The sequence below is a fragment of the Dickeya dadantii NCPPB 898 genome (assembly GCF_000406145.1).
GTDB lineage: Bacteria > Pseudomonadota > Gammaproteobacteria > Enterobacterales > Enterobacteriaceae > Dickeya > Dickeya dadantii.
This window is the reverse complement of sequence record NZ_CM001976.1, coordinates 2,554,921-2,574,787: the sequence shown is the minus strand read 5'-3', so window position 1 is coordinate 2,574,787 and position 19,867 is coordinate 2,554,921. Positions and strand designations below refer to the sequence as shown.

General features: G+C 52.6%; 18 protein-coding genes and 1 other annotated feature. Of the genes, 14 read left to right on the top strand and 4 right to left on the bottom strand.

Annotation, left to right across the window (positions count from 1 at the left end; translation table 11 throughout):
- Positions 1-227: 227 nt before the first annotated feature.
- From hflD to rluE, 4 genes are all read right to left on the bottom strand, one after another.
- Positions 228-860 (bottom strand): high frequency lysogenization protein HflD, encoded by a 633-nt coding sequence (gene hflD, locus DDA898_RS11765; RefSeq protein WP_038902680.1) that lies wholly within the window; start codon positions 858-860, stop codon positions 228-230.
- Positions 861-1,242: 382 nt separating this feature from the next.
- The gene (gene mnmA / locus DDA898_RS11760) at positions 1,243-2,355 is read right to left on the bottom strand and encodes a tRNA 2-thiouridine(34) synthase MnmA (protein WP_038911261.1); all 1,113 of its coding nucleotides are present in this window, start codon (positions 2,353-2,355) and stop codon (positions 1,243-1,245) included.
- Positions 2,356-2,550: 195 nt separating this feature from the next.
- Complete coding sequence (locus DDA898_RS11755) at positions 2,551-3,009, bottom strand: NUDIX domain-containing protein (protein WP_038911260.1); 459 nt, start codon at positions 3,007-3,009, stop codon at positions 2,551-2,553.
- The gene (rluE, locus tag DDA898_RS11750) at positions 3,002-3,628 is read right to left on the bottom strand and encodes a 23S rRNA pseudouridine(2457) synthase RluE (protein WP_038901312.1); all 627 of its coding nucleotides are present in this window, start codon (positions 3,626-3,628) and stop codon (positions 3,002-3,004) included. Before rluE ends, DDA898_RS11755 begins: the two co-directional genes overlap by 8 nt.
- 131 nt (positions 3,629-3,759) lie before the next feature.
- On the opposite strand from rluE, the gene icd reads away from it, so the two are divergent.
- The 14 genes from icd to ihfA all read left to right on the top strand — a co-directional run bounded on the left by icd (position 3,760) and on the right by ihfA (position 19,867).
- The gene (gene icd, locus DDA898_RS11745; protein WP_013318091.1) at positions 3,760-5,013 is read left to right on the top strand and encodes an NADP-dependent isocitrate dehydrogenase; all 1,254 of its coding nucleotides are present in this window, start codon (positions 3,760-3,762) and stop codon (positions 5,011-5,013) included.
- Between the two features lie 804 nt (positions 5,014-5,817).
- Positions 5,818-7,989, top strand: coding sequence for a sensor domain-containing phosphodiesterase (locus tag DDA898_RS11740; RefSeq protein ID WP_038911259.1), 2,172 nt, complete (start codon positions 5,818-5,820; stop codon positions 7,987-7,989).
- Positions 7,990-8,452: 463 nt separating this feature from the next.
- A complete protein-coding gene (htpX, locus tag DDA898_RS11735; protein ID WP_013318089.1) occupies positions 8,453-9,337 on the top strand; it encodes a protease HtpX in 885 nt (294 codons plus the stop codon).
- Positions 9,338-9,625: 288 nt separating this feature from the next.
- Positions 9,626-10,792, top strand: coding sequence for an oligogalacturonate lyase (ogl, locus tag DDA898_RS11730; RefSeq protein ID WP_013318086.1), 1,167 nt, complete (start codon positions 9,626-9,628; stop codon positions 10,790-10,792).
- Between the two features lie 209 nt (positions 10,793-11,001).
- The gene (kdgR, locus tag DDA898_RS11725) at positions 11,002-11,793 is read left to right on the top strand and encodes a DNA-binding transcriptional regulator KdgR (RefSeq protein ID WP_013318085.1); all 792 of its coding nucleotides are present in this window, start codon (positions 11,002-11,004) and stop codon (positions 11,791-11,793) included.
- A 186-nt stretch (positions 11,794-11,979) separates the two neighbouring features.
- Positions 11,980-12,249 carry a YebO family protein gene (locus tag DDA898_RS11720; protein ID WP_438830425.1) on the top strand — a complete coding sequence of 90 codons (270 nt, stop codon included), beginning with the start codon at positions 11,980-11,982 and terminating at the stop codon, positions 12,247-12,249.
- A 338-nt stretch (positions 12,250-12,587) separates the two neighbouring features.
- Complete coding sequence (thrS, locus tag DDA898_RS11715) at positions 12,588-14,516, top strand: threonine--tRNA ligase (RefSeq protein ID WP_013318083.1); 1,929 nt, start codon at positions 12,588-12,590, stop codon at positions 14,514-14,516.
- Between the two features lie 3 nt (positions 14,517-14,519).
- Positions 14,520-15,062 (top strand): translation initiation factor IF-3, encoded by a 543-nt coding sequence (gene infC, locus DDA898_RS22345; RefSeq protein ID WP_013318082.1) that lies wholly within the window; start codon positions 14,520-14,522, stop codon positions 15,060-15,062.
- A gap of 96 nt (positions 15,063-15,158) precedes the next feature.
- Positions 15,159-15,356 (top strand): 50S ribosomal protein L35, encoded by a 198-nt coding sequence (gene rpmI, locus DDA898_RS11705; protein ID WP_013318081.1) that lies wholly within the window; start codon positions 15,159-15,161, stop codon positions 15,354-15,356.
- 43 nt (positions 15,357-15,399) lie between these two features.
- Positions 15,400-15,756 carry a 50S ribosomal protein L20 gene (rplT, locus tag DDA898_RS11700; protein ID WP_012769671.1) on the top strand — a complete coding sequence of 119 codons (357 nt, stop codon included), beginning with the start codon at positions 15,400-15,402 and terminating at the stop codon, positions 15,754-15,756.
- A gap of 192 nt (positions 15,757-15,948) precedes the next feature.
- Positions 15,949-16,072: a sequence feature (Phe leader region), on the top strand.
- Complete coding sequence (gene pheM, locus DDA898_RS23210; RefSeq protein ID WP_106120997.1) at positions 15,954-15,998, top strand: pheST operon leader peptide PheM; 45 nt, start codon at positions 15,954-15,956, stop codon at positions 15,996-15,998. Its footprint overlaps the feature before it by 45 nt.
- 105 nt (positions 16,073-16,177) lie before the next feature.
- Positions 16,178-17,161, top strand: a complete 984-nt coding sequence (gene pheS, locus DDA898_RS11695; RefSeq protein ID WP_038911257.1) for a phenylalanine--tRNA ligase subunit alpha — start codon at positions 16,178-16,180, stop codon at positions 17,159-17,161.
- A gap of 15 nt (positions 17,162-17,176) precedes the next feature.
- Positions 17,177-19,564, top strand: a complete 2,388-nt coding sequence (gene pheT, locus DDA898_RS11690; RefSeq protein ID WP_038911256.1) for a phenylalanine--tRNA ligase subunit beta — start codon at positions 17,177-17,179, stop codon at positions 19,562-19,564.
- Positions 19,565-19,567: 3 nt separating this feature from the next.
- Positions 19,568-19,867, top strand: a complete 300-nt coding sequence (gene ihfA, locus DDA898_RS11685; RefSeq protein WP_012769674.1) for an integration host factor subunit alpha — start codon at positions 19,568-19,570, stop codon at positions 19,865-19,867.

The window sequence follows — 19,867 nt, the reverse complement described above, 5'->3', positions numbered from 1 at the left end:
CAACTCCTGGGATTGTTTTCAAATAAAGAACATTGGTTGTCGTCATCCTATCGCATGACGAATAGCATTTCATGGCGGATAGCATCTCATGCAGATAGCATCTTAGGTAGACAGTATCTTAGGCAGACAGTATCAGGCAGATAGTATCTTAATATCGATAGTATCTCATGGCGGCGGCCGAACCGGAATAAGCGGCCGCCGTCAATGCACGGATGCACGGGTTCCGGTCAGTCGTGGCAGCGGGCCAGGATCTCCTGCGCGTGGCGCACCAGCTTGCTGCGGGAGAACATCAATTGCAGCCGGCTGCCGCCCACCTGTTGCCAGAGTACGGCGGCGCGGATTCCGGCCAGCAGCGCTGCCCGCACCTTCGCCTGAATCTGCGGGTTCTTCAGCACTTCCTGCGCGCCTGTCACCTGAATGCGCGGGCCGAGTTTGCTGATCACGTCCACATAAATGCCGGCCAGCACATTAATGAAGGTGTCCGACAGCAAGTCGTAGTGCTCCAACTGCCGGTCCAACTGGCTGATGCGGCTACCCAGATCGTTCATCGCTTCGCGGTTATTGTGCAGGCGGCGTTCCAGCACCATCAGGCTGAAGGTATAGCGCGACAGCTCCGCGCCCAGCCCTTCGCGCGACGAATTGAGAATACCCAGCAGGGTTTCCAGCCCGATTTTTAGATTACGTTCCGTGTTGCCAAAAACATCCAGTGTGCTGGGCGGATTAATGTTCATGATGCTTTTCAGTGACGCTTTTAACGCATCCATATCACAACTGCCCTGATGAGCTAATTGCTGCACCAAATGAGCAGACTGGCAGATGCCTGCCATTGCCAGCGTAATGTCATGATAGTTTTTAGCCACAATTGCTCCTGTCAACATCATCTGGCCGGCGTGCGAGGTCGGAATACCTGTCTGTGTTTCCGGTTCGGTCCAGAGGAAAAAATAAACGCCGGCGAACATGCCCCGGCTTTTTCACCCATACAGCCGAAAAGGGCGGTGATCATGCCATAAAAATCAGCATGAACCCAGCATGAACCCAGTATGAACCCGGTAAAACCTTGTTCACGCTGAAAATCGTCAGACTCGATTGTCCGGCAATTCAAGTTTAGTGTCATGAAAACGGAAAAGGTGCCCGCACCGTGTTTTATTTGACGCAGCGCACTGATGCGATTGATTTCTCGTAGGGGATGTCAGAAACGCAAAGGGAACCGGTACGGTTCCCTTTGGCAGGTGCGGCGGCCGCTTATTGCGCCGAGCGCAGACGCTCTTCGATGATGCCGCCGCCAAGGCAGACTTCGCCCTGATAAAATACCGCGGACTGACCCGGCGTGACCGCGGCCACCGGCTCATCAAAACGGACTTCGATGCGGTCTGCGTCGAGCGGCGTCAGCAGGCAGGGAATATCGGCCTGACGATAGCGGGTTTTTACCGCGCAACGCAGCGGTTGAGTCAGCGGTTCACGATCGACCCAGTGCAGTTGCTGGGCAATCAGGCCGACAGACATCAGGCGCGGGTGTTCATGGCCCTGCGCGACATACAGCACGTTGTTGGCGACATCTTTGTCGACCACGTACCACGGGTCGTCGCCGCCTTCTTTTACGCCGCCAATGCCAAGCCCTTTGCGCTGCCCCAGCGTGTGGTACATCAGCCCCTGATGTTCGCCCATCACCTTGCCATCGTCGACGGACAGAATCGGGCCGGGCTGTGCGGGCAGGTAGCGCGCCAGAAAGTCGCGGAATTTGCGCTCGCCGATGAAGCAAATGCCGGTGGAATCTTTTTTCCGGGCGGTCGCCAGATCCAGTTGTTCCGCGATTTCGCGCACCTGCGGTTTTTCCAGCTCGCCGACCGGGAACAGGCTCTGCGCCAGTTGCTGATAGCTTAGGGTATACAGGAAGTAGCTCTGGTCCTTGTTGCCGTCCAGACCGCGCAGCAGGCGGCTTTTACCATCCACGTCCTTACGGCGCACGTAATGGCCGGTAGCGATGTAATCCGCCCCTAAATCCTCGGCGGCAAACTCCAGGAAGGCTTTGAACTTGATTTCCTTGTTGCACAAAATATCGGGATTGGGCGTGCGACCGGCGCGGTATTCCGCCAGAAAGTGCTCAAAAACGTTGTCCCAGTATTCGGCGGCGAAATTGACGGTGTGCAGTTCAATGCCCAGCTTGTCGCAGACAGCCTGCGCATCGGCCAAATCGGTGGCGGCGGAGCAATACTCCGTATCGTCATCTTCTTCCCAGTTCTTCATGAACAGGCCTTCTACCCGATACCCCTGCTGTTGCAGCAGGTAGGCGGATACCGATGAGTCAACACCGCCGGACATACCGACAATGACTTTTTTCTGGCTGTTATCTGACATGGACGTCTCGCGAACTCAATGATGTGGTGTAAAGCGTTAAAGCGAAAAACAGGCGCAACAGGTTAACACATTTATCTTGATCACACATTTCTCCTGATAACACATTCTTATCCTGATAACACCTTTACCCCGGAAACACATTTTCCGGGCGGAGATGACACGCAGTCTGAGAAACAGCGTGCCGGGCAGGCAGCATCAGGCCGGATCGGGAAACGGCCAGTTGAAGGCTTCCAGTATACTTAGCGGGTAGCGCTGGCCGCGCTGATAGCATACCAGGCTGGCGGCCACCAGCGGGGATCGCAGGCAATCAGCCTGGAGAATGACTTCCGGCTTCAGCCAGTGGCAGCAGGCGATATCGCTGTCGTGCGGGGTGGTGGGCAGCCGCTCGGGCAGGTCAAGCGTGAAACAAAAACGCAGAAAGGGCGTTTTGTCCGGCGCGATCCACTGATGCAGTTGCAGGAAGCTTTGCGGTGTGGCGCGGATGCCGGTTTCCTCAAACAGCTCTCGCTGTGCCGCCTGAATCAGCGTTTCGTCCGCTTCCAGATGACCGGCAGGCTGGTTCCACAGACGCCGGTGGTTAATTTCTTCTTCAACAACCAGAAAATGGCCTTCCGCCTGTACAACGCAGGCCACGGTCACATGCGGTTTAAACATGGTCAATCTCCCTCCATTCGCCGGGGTGCAATCCATCAAGAGTCTGGCCGGCCATACTGTAGCGAATCAAACGCAGCGTTGGGTAGCCGATATGCGCAGTCATACGTCGCACCTGACGGTTGCGACCTTCGTACAGCGTGATTTTCAGCCAGCTAACCGGGATAGTTTTACGTTCGCGGATCGGCGGCTGACGCGGCCACAACCAGGCCGGCTCCTCTACCTGCTCCACGCCGGCGGGCAGGGTCGGACCGTCACTCAGTATCAGACCGGTGCGAAACGCGTGCAAAGCCTCTTCGTCGGGAACGCCTTCTACCTGAGCGTAATAGATTTTGGGCGTTTTCTTGCCGGGCTGGGTCAGCCGCGCCTGCAGCTTGCCGTCGTTGGTCAGTATCATCAGGCCTTCGCTGTCACGGTCCAGTCGACCAGCAGAATAGATATCCCGCAACGGAACATAGTCTTTCAGCGTGGCGCGGCCGCCCTCGTCGGTAAACTGGGAAAGCACATCGAAAGGTTTATTGAACAACACGATATGCGTTTTCGTCACGGCGGTGGATTCATTTTTTACCGGCCGAGAGCTGAATCGTTTAAGTCGGTGATTTTTAACAGGGAATTTATTCATCTTATTACTGGCTGTGGATGGCAAAAACATTATACTCGAAATGGTTTGTGATTGGCTCAGGCTAAATATTCAAGTAGTATTGACACGCATCTTACAAGTCATTAACAAAATGGCGCTCGAAGGAGAGGTTAATGGAAAGTAAAGTAGTTGTACCGGCAGAAGGGCAGAAAATCACGGTTGACGCTCAGGGTAAACTGGTCGTGCCGGCTAATCCGATCATTCCGTTTATCGAAGGTGACGGTATCGGTGTCGATGTGACGCCAGCCATGATTAACGTTGTCGATGCCGCGGTGAACAAAGCTTACCAGGGCAAGCGCAAAATTTCCTGGATGGAAATTTACACCGGTGAGAAATCCACTCAGGTGTATGGTCAAGATGTTTGGCTGCCGGATGAAACGCTGGATCTGATCCGCGATTACCGTGTCGCCATTAAAGGGCCGCTGACTACGCCGGTAGGCGGTGGTATCCGTTCTCTGAACGTGGCGCTGCGTCAGCAACTGGATCTGTACGTTTGTCTGCGTCCGGTTCGCTATTACGAAGGCACGCCGAGCCCGGTTAAACAGCCCGAGCTGACCGACATGGTCATTTTCCGCGAAAACGCCGAAGACATTTATGCCGGTATCGAGTGGAAAGCCGGTACGCCGGAAGCGGACAAAGTAATCAAGTTCCTGCAAGACGAAATGGGCGTGAAGAAAATCCGTTTCCCGCAACAGTGCGGTATCGGTGTGAAGCCGTGTTCCGAAGCAGGGACCAAACGTCTGGTTCGTGCGGCAATCGAATACGCCATCACCAATGATCGCGACTCCGTGACGCTGGTGCACAAAGGCAACATCATGAAATTCACCGAAGGTGCGTTCAAAGACTGGGGTTACCAGTTAGCTCGCGAAGAGTTCGGCGGTGAGCTGATTGATGGCGGGCCGTGGGTGAAAATCAAGAACCCGAAAACCGGCAAAGACATCATCGTTAAAGATGTGATTGCCGACGCCTTCCTGCAGCAGATTCTGCTGCGTCCGGCAGAGTACGATGTCATCGCCTGTATGAACCTGAACGGCGACTATATTTCCGATGCGCTGGCGGCGCAGGTGGGCGGGATCGGCATCGCGCCGGGCGCCAATATCGGTGACGATTGTGCGCTGTTCGAAGCTACTCACGGCACGGCGCCGAAGTACGCCGGCCAGGATAAAGTGAACCCGGGTTCCGTGATCCTGTCCGCTGAAATGATGCTGCGTCACCTGCAGTGGTTTGAAGCGGCTGATCTTATCGTGAAAGGTATGGAAGGCGCGATCAAGAACAAGACCGTCACCTATGACTTTGAGCGACTGATGGAAGGCGCCACGCTGCGTAAATGTAGCGAGTTTGCGCAGGACATCATCAGCAATATGTAATCGACGATTGCATCAAACCTCACGGCGGTCCCGGCTTCCGTGAGGTTGTTCTCCAGCGATATTTGCCGTTTTTCTGATGTACTATTCCGCATTAATTGTGAGTCTTTGGGCTTGCCGCTCCGCATTTTTGTACTATCACTTTACTTTCTCTTCTCTTTTTTTAATGCATTTGCTCCAGGCGAACCGTCAGATTTTGTCCGGCATAAAGCGAGTGAGCGAATAGCAGCCTGTTTTTTCCGCTCATATCTACATCGGGACAGAATGAGATCGGCACGGATATAACGCCGGTAGATGTAATTGTTATTTCGGTTTTACGCGCCAATTTTCTTAAAGAGAAAGTCTTTTATCGGCATTTAACCGATCGGGAAAACGTATCCGCTGTTCTATCAGTTTTGAGAAGTCGTAAATAAGTACATTTTTATAGTAATAAGTTATCAACTTTGCATTGACGATTGGGAATAACGATCTATTAAGATAATTAACCACTCGTGTTTTCCTCTATTTTTATGGGAATCCAGGAATCTTAGAAAATCTTGGCGACAGGTCTTCCTCCGCGTCTGCATTTTGCTATTCTGTTGATGCTGCCCGATAATTTGCATGAAAGAGGCGAACCCTGGTGTGGGGAAGAGACTGAGCAAAGAGGGATAGTAGCCAGTTATCGTTTTAAATTTAATCGAAAGAGATCGATGGATTTTATTCATCGATGATTTTTTTTGCGTGAAAAGTTACGGTAAGCATCGTCGCGACAACAGGCTACAATTTTTTCTGAAAGAAAAAACAATGGATAATGTGAGGGGAACCCCCATGAGTCGAGCCCCAGCAAATAAAGATGAGAAAAGCCGACTTGAGGCATTGAGAGAGTACGGCATCAGTAAACCACTGTCTGATCCTGGTTTTGACAATTTGATCAATCTGGCGGCTAACGTTTTCAACGTCCCTATCGTATTGATTTCGCTGGTAGAGGAAGAACGACAACTGTTTGCCGCCAGCGTCGGCATGTCGGTGTGCGAAACGTCAAGGGACGAATCATTCTGTGCGCATGCGATTCTTAAAAAACGGATCATGGTGATCCCCGATACGCGCAAAGACCCTCGCTTCCATGATAATCCATTGGTAACCGGCGAGCCGCACATCCGTTTTTACGCTGGTATCCCATTGCGGACGCCGAGCGGTTTTCCTATCGGCGTGTTATGTATTATTGACAACAAACCCCGATCTTCTCTCAGCGCCCGCGATGCACATAATTTGCAGGATTTTGCCGCGCTGGTGATGGACAAACTAGAGATGCGGCGTTTGGATCTGGCGCGTCGTGCCAGCCAGGCCCGCTTTGAGAGCATCGCCGAATCCTCGCCGGACGCCATTCTCTGCGTCAACGACAGGGGCACTATCACTTTCTGGAACGAGTCGGCAGAAAAAATGCTGGAGTACAGCCGTGACCAGATTGTTGGCGAACACATCAGCATTATCGTGCCGGATATGTTCGTGGTGCAGTTGCATCATCTGGCGACGGACAAAACCGCGATATTCAAAGGTAGCTCGATCGAGCTGGAAACGCGCGCATTGCCCGGCACCCTGATTCCAACCGAGCTTACGGTGTCAATGTGGCATGTCAACAATCAGACGCGCTACGGCATCATTCTGCGCGATATCACCGAAAGGCAACGCTACGAAGAGCGGTTGTTCCTGCAGGCGCACCGCGATCCGCTGACCGGGCTGGCTAACCGCACATTACTGACTTCCACGCTGGAGCAGGTGCTGAAAAACGGCGAGCCGACCGCCATCATGATTATCGATCTGGATGGTTTTAAGGATATCAACGACAGTCTTGGCCATGCCAGCGGCGACGAGATTCTGTCCAGCGTCGCCAAACGATTACAGGATAATGTCTGTTCCGGCGATTTGGTGGCCCGCATGGGGGGCGATGAGTTCGCGATTCTGTTGCCGAAGCAGAATGACGAGTCGCAGGTGGCAAAACTGGCGGAAAAAATCATTTATGATATTTCGCAAGCCGTGCCGGTGGATGACAAGCAAATCAACACCAGCGCCAGCATCGGGCTGGTCATGTATCCGGCACATGGGACAACCGTGCAGGATCTGCTCACCAGCGCCGATCTGGCGTTATATCAGGCGAAGGCGGATGGGCGTAACTGCTATCGCTTCTTTACTCGCGAATTGAGAGAAGTGTTTCAGGCCCGGCATGCTTTCCAACTGGAATTCATCCGGGCGTATGAGCAGGAAGAGTTCGAGGTGTTTTATCAGCCTCAGGTCAGCCTGGTTAACAGTAAGGTAGTGGGTGCGGAAGCGTTGCTGCGCTGGCGTCATCCTTATAAAGGGCTGCTGGGGCCGGCTGCGTTTATGTCCGCGCTGGAGCGCGGCCCCTGGGCGGAGCGTATTGGCGACTGGGTCGTGCGGTCCGCTTGTCAGCAGGCATCTGACTGGTGCCGGTCCGGCGCGGGGAATTTCCGTATCAGCATCAACTTGTTCGCGGCCCAGTTCCGCTCCGGCATGCTGGCGCAGAAAATCAAGGAAGTCCTGACGCAAACGGGCCTTAAACCCGGTGCGCTGGAGTTGGAAATCACGGAGAACATCATATTGCGGCATGACGAGAATATGATGAAGCCCCTCAATGAGCTGCGTAGCAGCGGCGTCGGCATTGCGTTTGACGACTATGGCACAGGCTATGCGTCACTCAGCATGCTGAAGCATTACCCGGTCACGCGGCTTAAGATCGATCAAACCTTTGTGCGCGCTATGTGCGAGTCGGCGCCGGATGCGGCGATTGTTCGCGCGATTCTCTATCTGGGAAAAAGCTTCGGTCTGGATGTGATCGCCGAAGGCGTGGAAACGCAGGAGCAGTGTGAAAGATTGCTCAACAAGGGATGTGAGCAGGCGCAAGGCTATCTGTTTGGTCGGCCAATGCCGGCGGAGGAGTTCGAAAAATTGCTGGGTTTGGAGGATGCGCCTCTGGTCCAGTGATATCACTATGATGTGACTGGCATCTGTTAAGCCGCGAAAATGCGTATGGATACCACGATATTTTGAATCATTCGTGCGAGATGCGGCAAAGCGGATCTGGTTGCATCTCCTCTGCGCTACGGTTCTTTGCCACAGGTCAGGCTGACTGATGTTTTTCGCCATTTCAGGAAAAATATTACGCGAATTATATTTTATTACATCTAAACTTGCGTATATGCCAGGTTCTTTCATGATTTCCAACATAACTACATCAGATTCCTTGCTATTGGCTGTTTTGCAAACGGTCCGCTTGGTGTGGGCGACGCTCCGTGTTTTTCCCGGATCATTCCTCAATAAAAATGTAAAGTTATGTTAATTTGGTAACATAAAGGTTATGGGTGCTTGAAAATGGCGGCGTAACCCATACGATGTGGGTGTTGCAAACACTTTTGTTGCTTTTGCTGAAAGAGGAAATCTGAATCATATGATGCGTATCGCGCTTTTCCTGCTCACCAACCTGGCGGTGATGGTGGTATTCGGACTGGTGCTTAGTCTGACGGGCGTTCAGCACAACAGCATGGCGGGCTTGATTATCATGGCTGGCCTGTTCGGTTTCGGCGGGTCGATTATTTCGCTGCTGATGTCCAAATGGATGGCGTTGCGATCCGTTGGCGGCGAGGTGATCGAACAACCGCGTGACGAAACCGAGCGCTGGCTGCTGGACACGGTGCGCGCTCAGTCTCGGCAGGTGGGCATCGCCATGCCGCAGGTCGCCATCTACCATGCGCCCGATATTAATGCGTTCGCGACCGGCGCTCGCCGCGACAGTTCGCTGGTGGCGGTAAGCACCGGGCTGTTGCAGAACATGAGCCGTGATGAAGCCGAAGCGGTTATCGCTCACGAAATCAGCCACATTGCTAACGGCGACATGGTCACGATGACGCTGGTGCAAGGTGTTGTGAACACGTTCGTGATCTTTATTTCCCGCATCATCGCGCAAATCGTTACCGGTTTTCTTTCCGGCAATCGCGACGACAGCGAAGAGAGCAGTAATGGCAACCCGTTGGTTTACATGGCGGTTTCCATGGTGCTGGAACTGGTGTTCGGTATTCTGGCCAGCATCATTACCATGTGGTTCTCCCGTTACCGTGAGTTCCATGCCGATGCCGGTTCAGCGAAACTGGTCGGGCGTGAGAAGATGATTGCTGCATTGCAGCGGCTGAAAACCAGCTATGAGCCGCAGGAAGCGAGCAGCATGATGGCATTCTGCATCAATGGCAAATCCAAGTCCCTCAGCGAGTTGTTTATGTCGCACCCGCCGCTGGACAAACGTATCGAAGCGTTGCGTGCAGGCGAGTACCTCAAATAATCGCTGTGGTTGTCCTATTCGCAAAGGCCCTTCGGGGCCTTTGTTTTTTCTGACGTTTGGTCTGGCTGCTTATTGCCGAATCTGGATCAATATCAGGCAAAATAATCTTGCGTCAGCGCAAACAGTCAGTGAAAAATGAAAGAATGTTTTATAAAATAAAACCACGATCACGGAAAAATGAAACGTTGTTTCTACAATACCGGTATAACAAGGCGATTGGCCGGGATGACGGGTAATCTTTCACCTGGCGGCGTCTGATTTTTCACGATAAGCGCTAAGGATTTACGGATGGCCAAAGGTAAAAAGCTTTCTTTTTCGTTCCATACTTACCAGGATTCAGTCACCGGCACCGAAGTGGTGCGTCTCACTCCTCCCGATGTTATCTGCCACCGCAACTACTTCTATCAGAAGTGTTTTTCCAATGATGGCAGCAAGCTGCTTTTTGGTGGCGCCTTTGACGGGCCGTGGAACTACTATTTGCTGGATCTGAAAACTCAGCAGGCGACGCAACTGACCGAAGGTACCGGCGACAATACTTTTGGTGGTTTTCTGTCACCAGATGATGACGCGCTTTATTATGTAAAGAACGTTCGTAATTTGATGCGTGTTGACCTGAATACACTGGAAGAAACCAATATTTATCAGGTGCCGGACGACTGGGTCGGGTACGGTACCTGGGTTGCCAACTCCGACTGCACCAAAATGGTCGGTATCGAGATCAAGAAAGAGGATTGGAAACCACTGACCGACTGGAAAAAATTCCAGGAATTCTACTTTACCAATCCATGCTGCCGTTTGATTCGTATCGATCTGAAAACCGGCGAAGCCACCACCATTCTGAAGGAAAACCAATGGCTGGGTCATCCTATTTACCGTCCAGGTGACGATAATACGGTGGCCTTCTGCCATGAAGGTCCGCATGACCTGGTTGATGCGCGTATGTGGTTCATCAATGAAGATGGCTCCAATATGCGTAAGGTAAAAGAGCATGCGCCGGGCGAAAGCTGCACTCACGAATTCTGGGTGCCGAATGGTTCTGCGCTGGCCTACGTTTCCTATCTGAAAGGCAGTACTAACCGTTTCATTTGCAGCGTTGATCCGGTAACGCTGGAAAACCGTCAGTTGACTGAAATGCCGCCGTGTTCTCACCTGATGAGTAACTACGATGGTACGTTGATGGTGGGAGATGGGTGTAATGCGCCGGTGGATGTGAAAGATGACGGTGGCTACAAGATTGAAAACGATCCGTTCCTGTATGTGTTCAATATGAAGACCGGGAAACATTTCCAGGTCGCTCAACACAACACCTCTTGGGAAGTGCTGGAGGGCGATCGTCAGGTAACTCATCCACATCCGTCCTTTACGCCGGATGACAAGCACATTCTGTTTACGTCTGATGTCGATGGTAAACCGGCGTTATATCTGGCAAAAGTGCCTGATTCCGTCTGGCAATAACTGTACCTGCAACCGTGCCCGCCAGGGCACGGTTTTTTCGCTTTTACAATAAGATTATTAATTCGGCAGCGCTATTGTGATGGATGATATTTAATCAGTCTGTCACTTATAGTAATGCCCGATTGCCATATTCAAAGCGTTCCCTTTATACTAAAACACGTGTTCTATTTTTTTTAAAACAAAAAATACTGAGTAGGGTAACCACAAAAATGGCTATTGCAGATTTAGATAAACAACCCGATTCCGTGTCATCTGTCTTAAAGGTCTTTGGTATTTTGCAGGCGTTAGGCGAAGAGCGTGAGATTGGCATTACTGAACTTTCACAGCGCGTGATGATGTCTAAAAGTACTGTTTATCGTTTCCTGCAGACAATGAAATCTCTGGGATATGTTGCCCAGGAAGGTGAATCAGAGAAATACTCGCTGACGTTGAAATTGTTCGAGCTGGGCGCCAAAGCGTTGCAGAACGTTGATCTGATCCGCAGTGCGGATATTCAGATGCGCGAATTGTCGGCGTTAACGCGTGAAACCATCCACCTCGGTGCGTTAGATGAAGACAGCATTGTCTACATCCATAAAATCGATTCCATGTACAATTTGCGTATGTATTCCCGCATCGGTCGTCGGAATCCACTGCACAGCACGGCGATAGGCAAGGTGTTGCTGGCCTGGCGTGACCGCGAAGAGGTCAAAGAAATTCTGTCTCAGGTGGAATTCAAGCGCAGCACTGTGCATACCATCGGTAGTACGGAAGAGTTGTTGCCTCAGCTTGACCTGGTGCGTCAGCAGGGGTACGGCGAGGACAATGAAGAGCAGGAAGAAGGTCTGCGTTGCATCGCGGTTCCGGTATTTGATCGCTTTGGCGTGGTGATTGCCGGCCTGAGTATCTCTTTCCCGACGATTCGTTTCTCGGAAGATAATAAACACGAATATGTCGCCATGTTGCATACAGCGGCGCGCAATATCTCCGATCAAATGGGATACCACGATTATCCGTTCTGAAATCGTAAGATGTGCGACAATTTGACCAAGCCTGTCCCGGTGACAGGCTTTTTTATGGGTGAAACCCGGTCTTCCGCACCATGAATCGCGGCATGACTGTCGAATTGTCTGTCGGCACAGTGCTAGAATGCGCGCCTGAGTCAGGTTACGTAACAGGTTTTAGACATGAGTAGTTTTGCTTCAGACATGCTGGAAGTGGTTTTTGTCGCGCTGATTGTGCTACTGGTAATTCTGGTTTGGTTCTTTATCAATCGGGCCAGTGTGCGGGCTAATGAGCAGATCAAGCTTTTGCATGAAATTGTCGAGCAGCAGAAACAGCAAATCGCGCTGTTGCACGCGCTGTCGCCAGTGCCGACACAGGCGGAGGAGCCAGCTCCCGAGCAGTCGGTTGCCTTGCCGGAAATTAAGGAAAGTGAGATTGATCCGCTGTTTAAGGACATGATTCCTGAGCGCTGATTCTCCGCCTTCCGGCATGCTGCCGAGGGTATCAACGAGACCCGCAGTAATGACGGGTCTTTGCCCGTATCTCAATGATGCCAATTCGTATTTCCGCCGCCTGTTTTGACCGGATGGGTGGCATCCACGGGAGCATGGTGCTACTCTACGCCGTCGGGTTAAGGCATAGGCGCGCTATCCCGTTGAACTGTCACACTGTGACCATCGCCATGCCACAGGGCGGAACTGATTTAACAATTGTGGGTTAAATCCTTTTCCACCGACCACCTAAATCAAACGCAAATATCTTTTGCACGTGAGCTTTCGTGTGGCTCACCACTGCAGATAAGGGAATTTACATGCCTGTTATTACGCTTCCTGACGGCAGCCAGCGTCATTATGACCATGCCGTTTCTCCTCTTGATGTCGCATTGGATATCGGCCCGGGTCTGGCGAAAGCCTGTATCGCCGGTCGGGTCAATGGCGAACTGGTCGATGCAACCGATCTGATTGAATCTGATGCTCAGTTGTCCATTATTACCGCCAAGGATGAAGATGGTGTAGAAATCCTTCGTCATTCCTGCGCGCACCTGCTCGGTCATGCTATCAAGCAATTGTGGCCGGACACCAAAATGGCGATTGGCCCGGTTATCGACAACGGTTTCTATTATGACGTTGATCTGGACCGCACCCTGACTCAGGAAGATCTGGACCTGCTTGAAAAGCGGATGCATGAACTGGCGAGCAAAGACTACGACGTTATCAAGAAAAAAGTCAGCTGGCAGGAAGCGCGTGATACGTTTGCGGCGCGTGGCGAAAGCTACAAGGTGGCGATTCTGGATGAAAATATCAGCCATGATGACCGCCCTGGGCTGTATCACCACGAAGAATATATCGATATGTGCCGTGGGCCGCACGTACCGAACATGCGCTTCTGCCATCATTTTAAACTGCAGAAAACGTCGGGCGCTTACTGGCGCGGCGACAGCAAGAATAAAATGCTGCAGCGTATTTATGGTACCGCCTGGGCAGATAAGAAACAACTGAGCGCTTACCTGCAGCGTCTTGAAGAAGCCGCCAAGCGCGACCACCGTAAAATCGGCAAGCAGTTGGACCTGTATCACATGCAGGAAGAAGCACCGGGTATGGTGTTCTGGCATAACGATGGCTGGACGATTTTCCGCGAGCTGGAAGCCTTTGTGCGCATGAAGCTCAAAGAGTATCAATATCAGGAAGTAAAAGGTCCGTTCATGATGGACCGTGTGCTGTGGGAAAAAACCGGCCACTGGGAAAACTATAAAGAGGCCATGTTCACGACGTCGTCTGAAAACCGTGAATACTGCATCAAGCCGATGAACTGCCCTGGTCACGTACAGATCTTCAATCAGGGACTGAAATCTTACCGCGATCTGCCGCTGCGTATGGCGGAGTTCGGCAGTTGTCACCGTAACGAGCCATCAGGCTCCCTGCATGGCTTGATGCGTGTGCGCGGTTTTACGCAGGATGATGCCCACATCTTCTGTACCGAAGAGCAGGTGCGCGATGAAGTGAATAGCTGCATCAAGATGGTGTACGACATGTACAGCACCTTCGGTTTTGAAAAAATCGTGGTGAAACTGTCAACGCGTCCTGAAAAACGCATCGGCAGCGATGACATGTGGGATCGGGCGGAAGAGGATCTGGCGGCGGCGCTGACTGAAAACGGCATTCCGTTTGACTATCAGCCGGGTGAGGGCGCGTTTTACGGTCCGAAAATCGAGTTTACTTTGCATGACTGTCTGGATCGCGCCTGGCAGTGTGGTACGGTACAGCTTGACTTCTCGCTGCCGGGCCGCCTGAGTGCATCCTATGTCGGCGAAAACAACGAACGTCAGGTGCCGGTGATGATTCATCGGGCAATACTGGGGTCGATGGAGCGTTTTATCGGGATTCTGACCGAAGAGTTTGCCGGTTTCTTCCCAACCTGGTTGGCGCCGGTGCAGGCTGTGGTGATGAATATCACCGATACGCAGTCTGATTATGTCAGCGAATTGACAAGAAAATTGCAAGATGCTGGGATTCGCGTTAAAGCGGACTTGAGAAATGAGAAGATTGGCTTTAAAATCCGCGAGCACACTTTACGGCGTGTTCCCTATATGCTGGTTTGTGGCGACAAAGAGGTAGAGGCAGGCAAAGTAGCTGTCCGTACCCGCCGCGGCAAAGACTTGGGAAGTCTGGACGTCAGTGAAGTAATCACGAAGCTGCAGGAAGAGATTCGCAGCCGTAGTCTTCATCAGTTGGAGGAATAAGGTATTAAAGGCGGAAAACGAGTTCAACCGGCGCGTCCTAATCGCATCAACAGAGAAATTCGCGCACAAGAGGTACGTCTGACGGGCGTTGATGGCGAACAGCTTGGTATTGTCAGCCTGAATGAAGCGTTAGAGAAAGCTGAGGAAGCAGGTGTTGATTTAGTTGAAATCAGCCCGAACGCCGAGCCGCCGGTTTGCCGAATCATGGATTACGGCAAGTTCCTCTATGAGAAGAGTAAGGCCACTAAAGAACAGAAGAAGAAACAAAAAGTTATTCAGGTCAAGGAAATCAAATTCCGGCCTGGTACCGATGATGGCGACTATCAGGTCAAACTACGCAACCTGGTTCGCTTTCTGGAAGATGGTGACAAAGCTAAAATCACGCTGCGTTTCCGCGGCCGTGAAATGGCACACCAGCAGATCGGCATCGAAATGCTTAATCGCATTCGTGACGATCTGAATGAATTGTCTGTCGTTGAGTCGTTCCCTAGTAAGATCGAAGGGCGTCAGATGATTATGGTGCTGGCACCGAAGAAGAAACAGTAAGGCATTCAAGTAACACGTTCCGCGCTGCCTTCGTGTAGCGCGGTTTTTGTTCGCCTTATCTGATTCATTGTTTAACAATGCGAAGTGGAAATAACAATGCCAAAGATTAAAACTGTACGTGGCGCCGCTAAACGCTTCAAAAAAACCGCCAGCGGTGGTTTCAAGCGTAAGCATGCTAACCTGCGTCATATTCTGACCAAAAAAGCGACTAAACGTAAACGTCATCTGCGTCCGAAAGGCATGGTCTCCAAAGGAGATCTGGGCCTGGTTGCAGCATGTCTGCCTTACGCATAAGTAACCTTTTTTTAATTCAGAATAAGACTTTAGGAGAGAGCATATGGCTCGCGTAAAACGTGGTGTGGTTGCTCGCGCACGTCACAAAAAGATCCTGAAACAAGCGAAAGGTTACTACGGTGCCCGTTCGCGCGTTTATCGTGTTGCCTTCCAGGCAGTAATCAAAGCTGGTCAGTACGCTTACCGTGACCGTCGTCAGCGTAAACGTCAGTTCCGCCAGCTGTGGATTGCACGTATCAATGCAGCAGCACGCCAGAATGGCTTGTCTTACAGCAAATTCATCAATGGCCTGAAAAAAGCCTCTGTTGAAATTGATCGTAAGATTCTGGCTGACATCGCCGTATTCGACAAAGTGGCTTTCAGCGCACTGGTTGAAAAAGCGAAATCAGCTCTGGCGTAAGTCAGATGAAAGAGGGAGCTTGTCTCCCTCTTTTCGTCTTTGAGGCCGGTGAAAGCCGACAACGCTCCGCAATTGCCGACGAAAGACTTTCAGAACGAGCGAAATTGGTATATTGTCAACGAGTTAGATAACAATTAGCCATACAACAATTTATCCAAATAACAATCTATCCAGGTAACAATTAAGGTAACGCAAGTATGAACGCTGCTATTTTCCGTTTCTTTTTTTACTTTAGCGCCTGAACATCGGGGGCTTTGCGCGTAAGAACAGAAACGAAAAGTAGCGCCTAAGCCTCCTCTGTGGAGGCTTTTTTATTGGACTCGATTCCAAAATTCGTGAGTAGTGTTAACGTCCGGCGTACTGAAAATCGTATCTTTCCAATCATGATTGTCGGCCATACAGGCAGAAGAAGAGGAATGCAATGCAACATCTCGCAGAACTGGTTGCCAAAGCCAGAACAGCCATCGAACAGGCTGGAGACGTCGCCGCACTGGAAAATGTGCGTGTCGAGTTTCTGGGCAAAAAAGGTCACTTAACCCTTCAGATGACCTCGCTGCGCGAGCTGCCTGCTGAAGAACGTCCTGCCGCGGGTGCGGTTATCAACCAGGCGAAGCAGGAAGTGCAGGATGCGCTGAATGCGCGCAAACAGTCGCTGGAAGGCGCTGAGCTGAATGCGCGCCTGGCGGCGGAAACCATTGATGTGTCGCTGCCGGGGCGTACGATTGAAAACGGCGGTCTGCATCCGATCACCCGTACCATCGATCGTATCGAAACCTTCTTTGGCGAACTGGGGTTTGCGGTGGCGTCCGGCCCGGAAATCGAAGACGATTACCACAACTTCGATGCGCTGAATATTCCGGGGCATCACCCGGCGCGCGCCGATCATGACACCTTCTGGTTCGACGCCAAGCGTCTGCTGCGTACCCAGACTTCCGGGGTGCAGATCCGCACCATGCAAAAACAGCAGCCGCCGATTCGTATCATCGCGCCAGGCCGGGTTTATCGTAACGACTACGATCAGACGCATACTCCGATGTTCCATCAGATGGAAGGGCTGATCGTGGATAAAGACATCAGCTTCACCAACCTGAAGGGAACGCTGCATGATTTCCTGCTCAATTTCTTTGAGGAAGATTTACAGGTGCGTTTTCGTCCGTCCTATTTCCCGTTCACCGAACCCTCCGCCGAAGTGGATGTGATGGGCAAGAACGGCAAATGGCTTGAAGTGCTGGGATGCGGCATGGTGCACCCGAACGTGTTGCGTAACGTCGGCATCGACCCGGAAGTCTATTCCGGTTTCGCTTTCGGTATGGGGATGGAACGCCTGACCATGCTGCGCTATGGCGTGACCGACCTGCGCGCCTTCTTCGAAAACGATTTACGCTTCCTCAAACAGTTTAAATAAGGCAGGAATATCAACATGAAATTCAGTGAACTCTGGTTACGGGAATGGGTTAACCCAGCCATCAGCAGCGATGCCTTATCTGAACAAATCACCATGGCCGGTCTGGAAGTGGACGGCGTTGAGCCGGTTGCAGGCGCGTTCCACGGCGTGGTCGTTGGGGAAGTGGTGGAGTGCGCACAGCATCCGAACGCGGACAAATTGCGCGTGACGAAAGTCAACGTCGGCGGCGATCGTCTGCTGGATATCGTTTGCGGCGCGCCTAACTGCCGTCAGGGCCTCAAAGTAGCGGTGGCTACCGTGGGTGCCGTTTTGCCGGGCGATTTCAAAATCAAGGCGGCCAAGCTGCGTGGCGAACCGTCTGAAGGAATGCTGTGCTCCTTCTCCGAACTGGGGATCTCCGACGATCACAGCGGCATTATCGAATTGCCGGCTGACGCGCCGCTCGGCACCGACATCCGCGAGTACCTGAAGCTGGATGACAATACCATCGAAATCAGCGTGACCCCGAACCGTGCTGACTGCCTGGGGATTCTGGGCGTGGCGCGTGACGTCGCGGTGCTGAATGAACTGGCGCTGACTGCGCCGACGACTGAACCGGTGACCGCGACCATCGCCGATCGTTTCCCGATTCAGGTGGACGCGACCGAGGCGTGCCCGCGTTATCTGGGCCGAGTGGTCAAGGGGATCAACGTTAAGGCCGCCACGCCGCTGTGGATGCGCGAAAAACTGCGTCGCTGCGGTATTCGCTCTATCGACCCGGTGGTGGATGTCACCAACTACGTATTGCTGGAGCTGGGGCAGCCGATGCATGCGTTCGATCTTAACCGTCTGGAAGGCGGTATCGTGGTGCGTATGGCAAAAGAAGGGGAAACCCTGCGTCTGCTGGACGGCACCGACGCTACCCTGAGCGCCGACACGCTGGTGATTGCCGATCATCAAAAAGCGCTAGCTATGGGCGGCATCTTCGGCGGAGAACATTCCGGCGTGAACGGCGAAACGCAGGATGTGCTGCTGGAGTGCGCTTACTTTAATCCGCTGTCGATCACCGGGCGCGCGCGCCGTTACGGCCTGCATACTGATGCGTCGCACCGCTATGAGCGCGGCGTGGACCCGGCCTTGCAGCATCAGGCGATGGAGCGTGCAACCCGCCTGCTGCTGGATATCTGCGGCGGTGAAGCCGGCCCAGTGGTGGAGGCGGTCAGCGAGAAAGACCTGCCGGTACGCGCCACCATCGCACTGCGTCGCGACAAGCTGGATCGTTTGATCGGGCATGTGATTTCCGATGAGAAAGTCAGCGATATTCTGAATCGTCTGGGTTGCCAGGTAACCCAGACAGCCGATGGCTGGCAGGCGGTGGCGCCGAGCTGGCGTTTCGATATGGCGATTGAGGAAGATTTGGTGGAAGAAGTGGCGCGTGTTTACGGCTACAACAACATTCCGAATATTCCTACTCAGGCGCCGCTGAAGATGACGCAACATCGCGAGGCGGATCTGGCGCTTAAGCGTGTGAAAACCCTGCTGGTCGATCACGGCTTTCAGGAAGCGATTACCTACAGCTTCGTCGATCCCAAAATCCAGTCGTTGATTCACCCCGGTGAAGATGCGCTGATTCTGCCGAGTCCGATTTCGGTGGAAATGTCCGCGATGCGCCTGTCGCTGTGGAGCGGTCTGCTGGGTGCGGTGGTGTACAACCAGAACCGCCAGCAAAGCCGGCTGCGCCTGTTTGAGAGCGGCCTGCGCTTTGTTCCGGATCAGCGCGCGGATTTGGGTGTGCGTCAGGAAACCATGCTGGCTGGCGTGATTACCGGCACCCGGTACGAGGAACACTGGGATCTGGCGCGTCAGGCGGTTGACTTCTATGATTTGAAAGGCGATTTGGAAGCCGTATTGGCATTGACCGGGAAACTGTCTGTACTTGAGTTCCGGGCTGAGAGTCATCCGGCGCTGCATCCGGGACAGACCGCGGCCATTTATCTGGCTGGCGAGCGCATCGGTTATATCGGTGTGATTCACCCGGAGCTGGAGCGCAAGCTGGATCTTAACGGGCGCACCGTGGTGTTTGAAGTACTGTGGGACAAGCTTGCCGAGCGCGTGGTGCCTGAGGCGGCGGACATTTCCCGTTTCCCGGCGAATCGCCGTGATATTGCTGTGGTGGTGGCTGAAAGCGTGCCAGCGGGCGACGTTTTGGCTGAGTGCAAGAAAGTTGGCGCAAATCAGTTAGTTGGCGTAAACTTATTTGACGTGTACCGGGGCAAGGGCGTAGCGGAAGGGTATAAGAGTCTGGCTATTAGTCTGGTATTGCAGGATACCGCTCGTACACTGGCAGAAGAGGAAATTGCCGCTACCGTTGCGCAATGCGTAGCAGCACTAAAACAGCGATTCCAAGCATCCTTGAGGGATTAACCTATGGCGCTTACTAAAGCTGAAATGTCTGAATACCTGTTTGAAAAGCTTGGGCTCAGCAAACGGGATGCCAAAGAGCTCGTCGAGTTGTTTTTCGAAGAAGTTCGGCGCGCTCTGGAGAATGGTGAGCAGGTTAAGTTGTCGGGGTTTGGCAACTTTGATTTGCGAGACAAGAACCAGCGCCCGGGACGTAACCCAAAAACCGGCGAAGATATTCCGATTACGGCGCGTCGGGTCGTCACGTTCCGTCCAGGGCAGAAATTAAAGAGCAGGGTGGAAAACGCATCACCCAAAGAGTCTTGA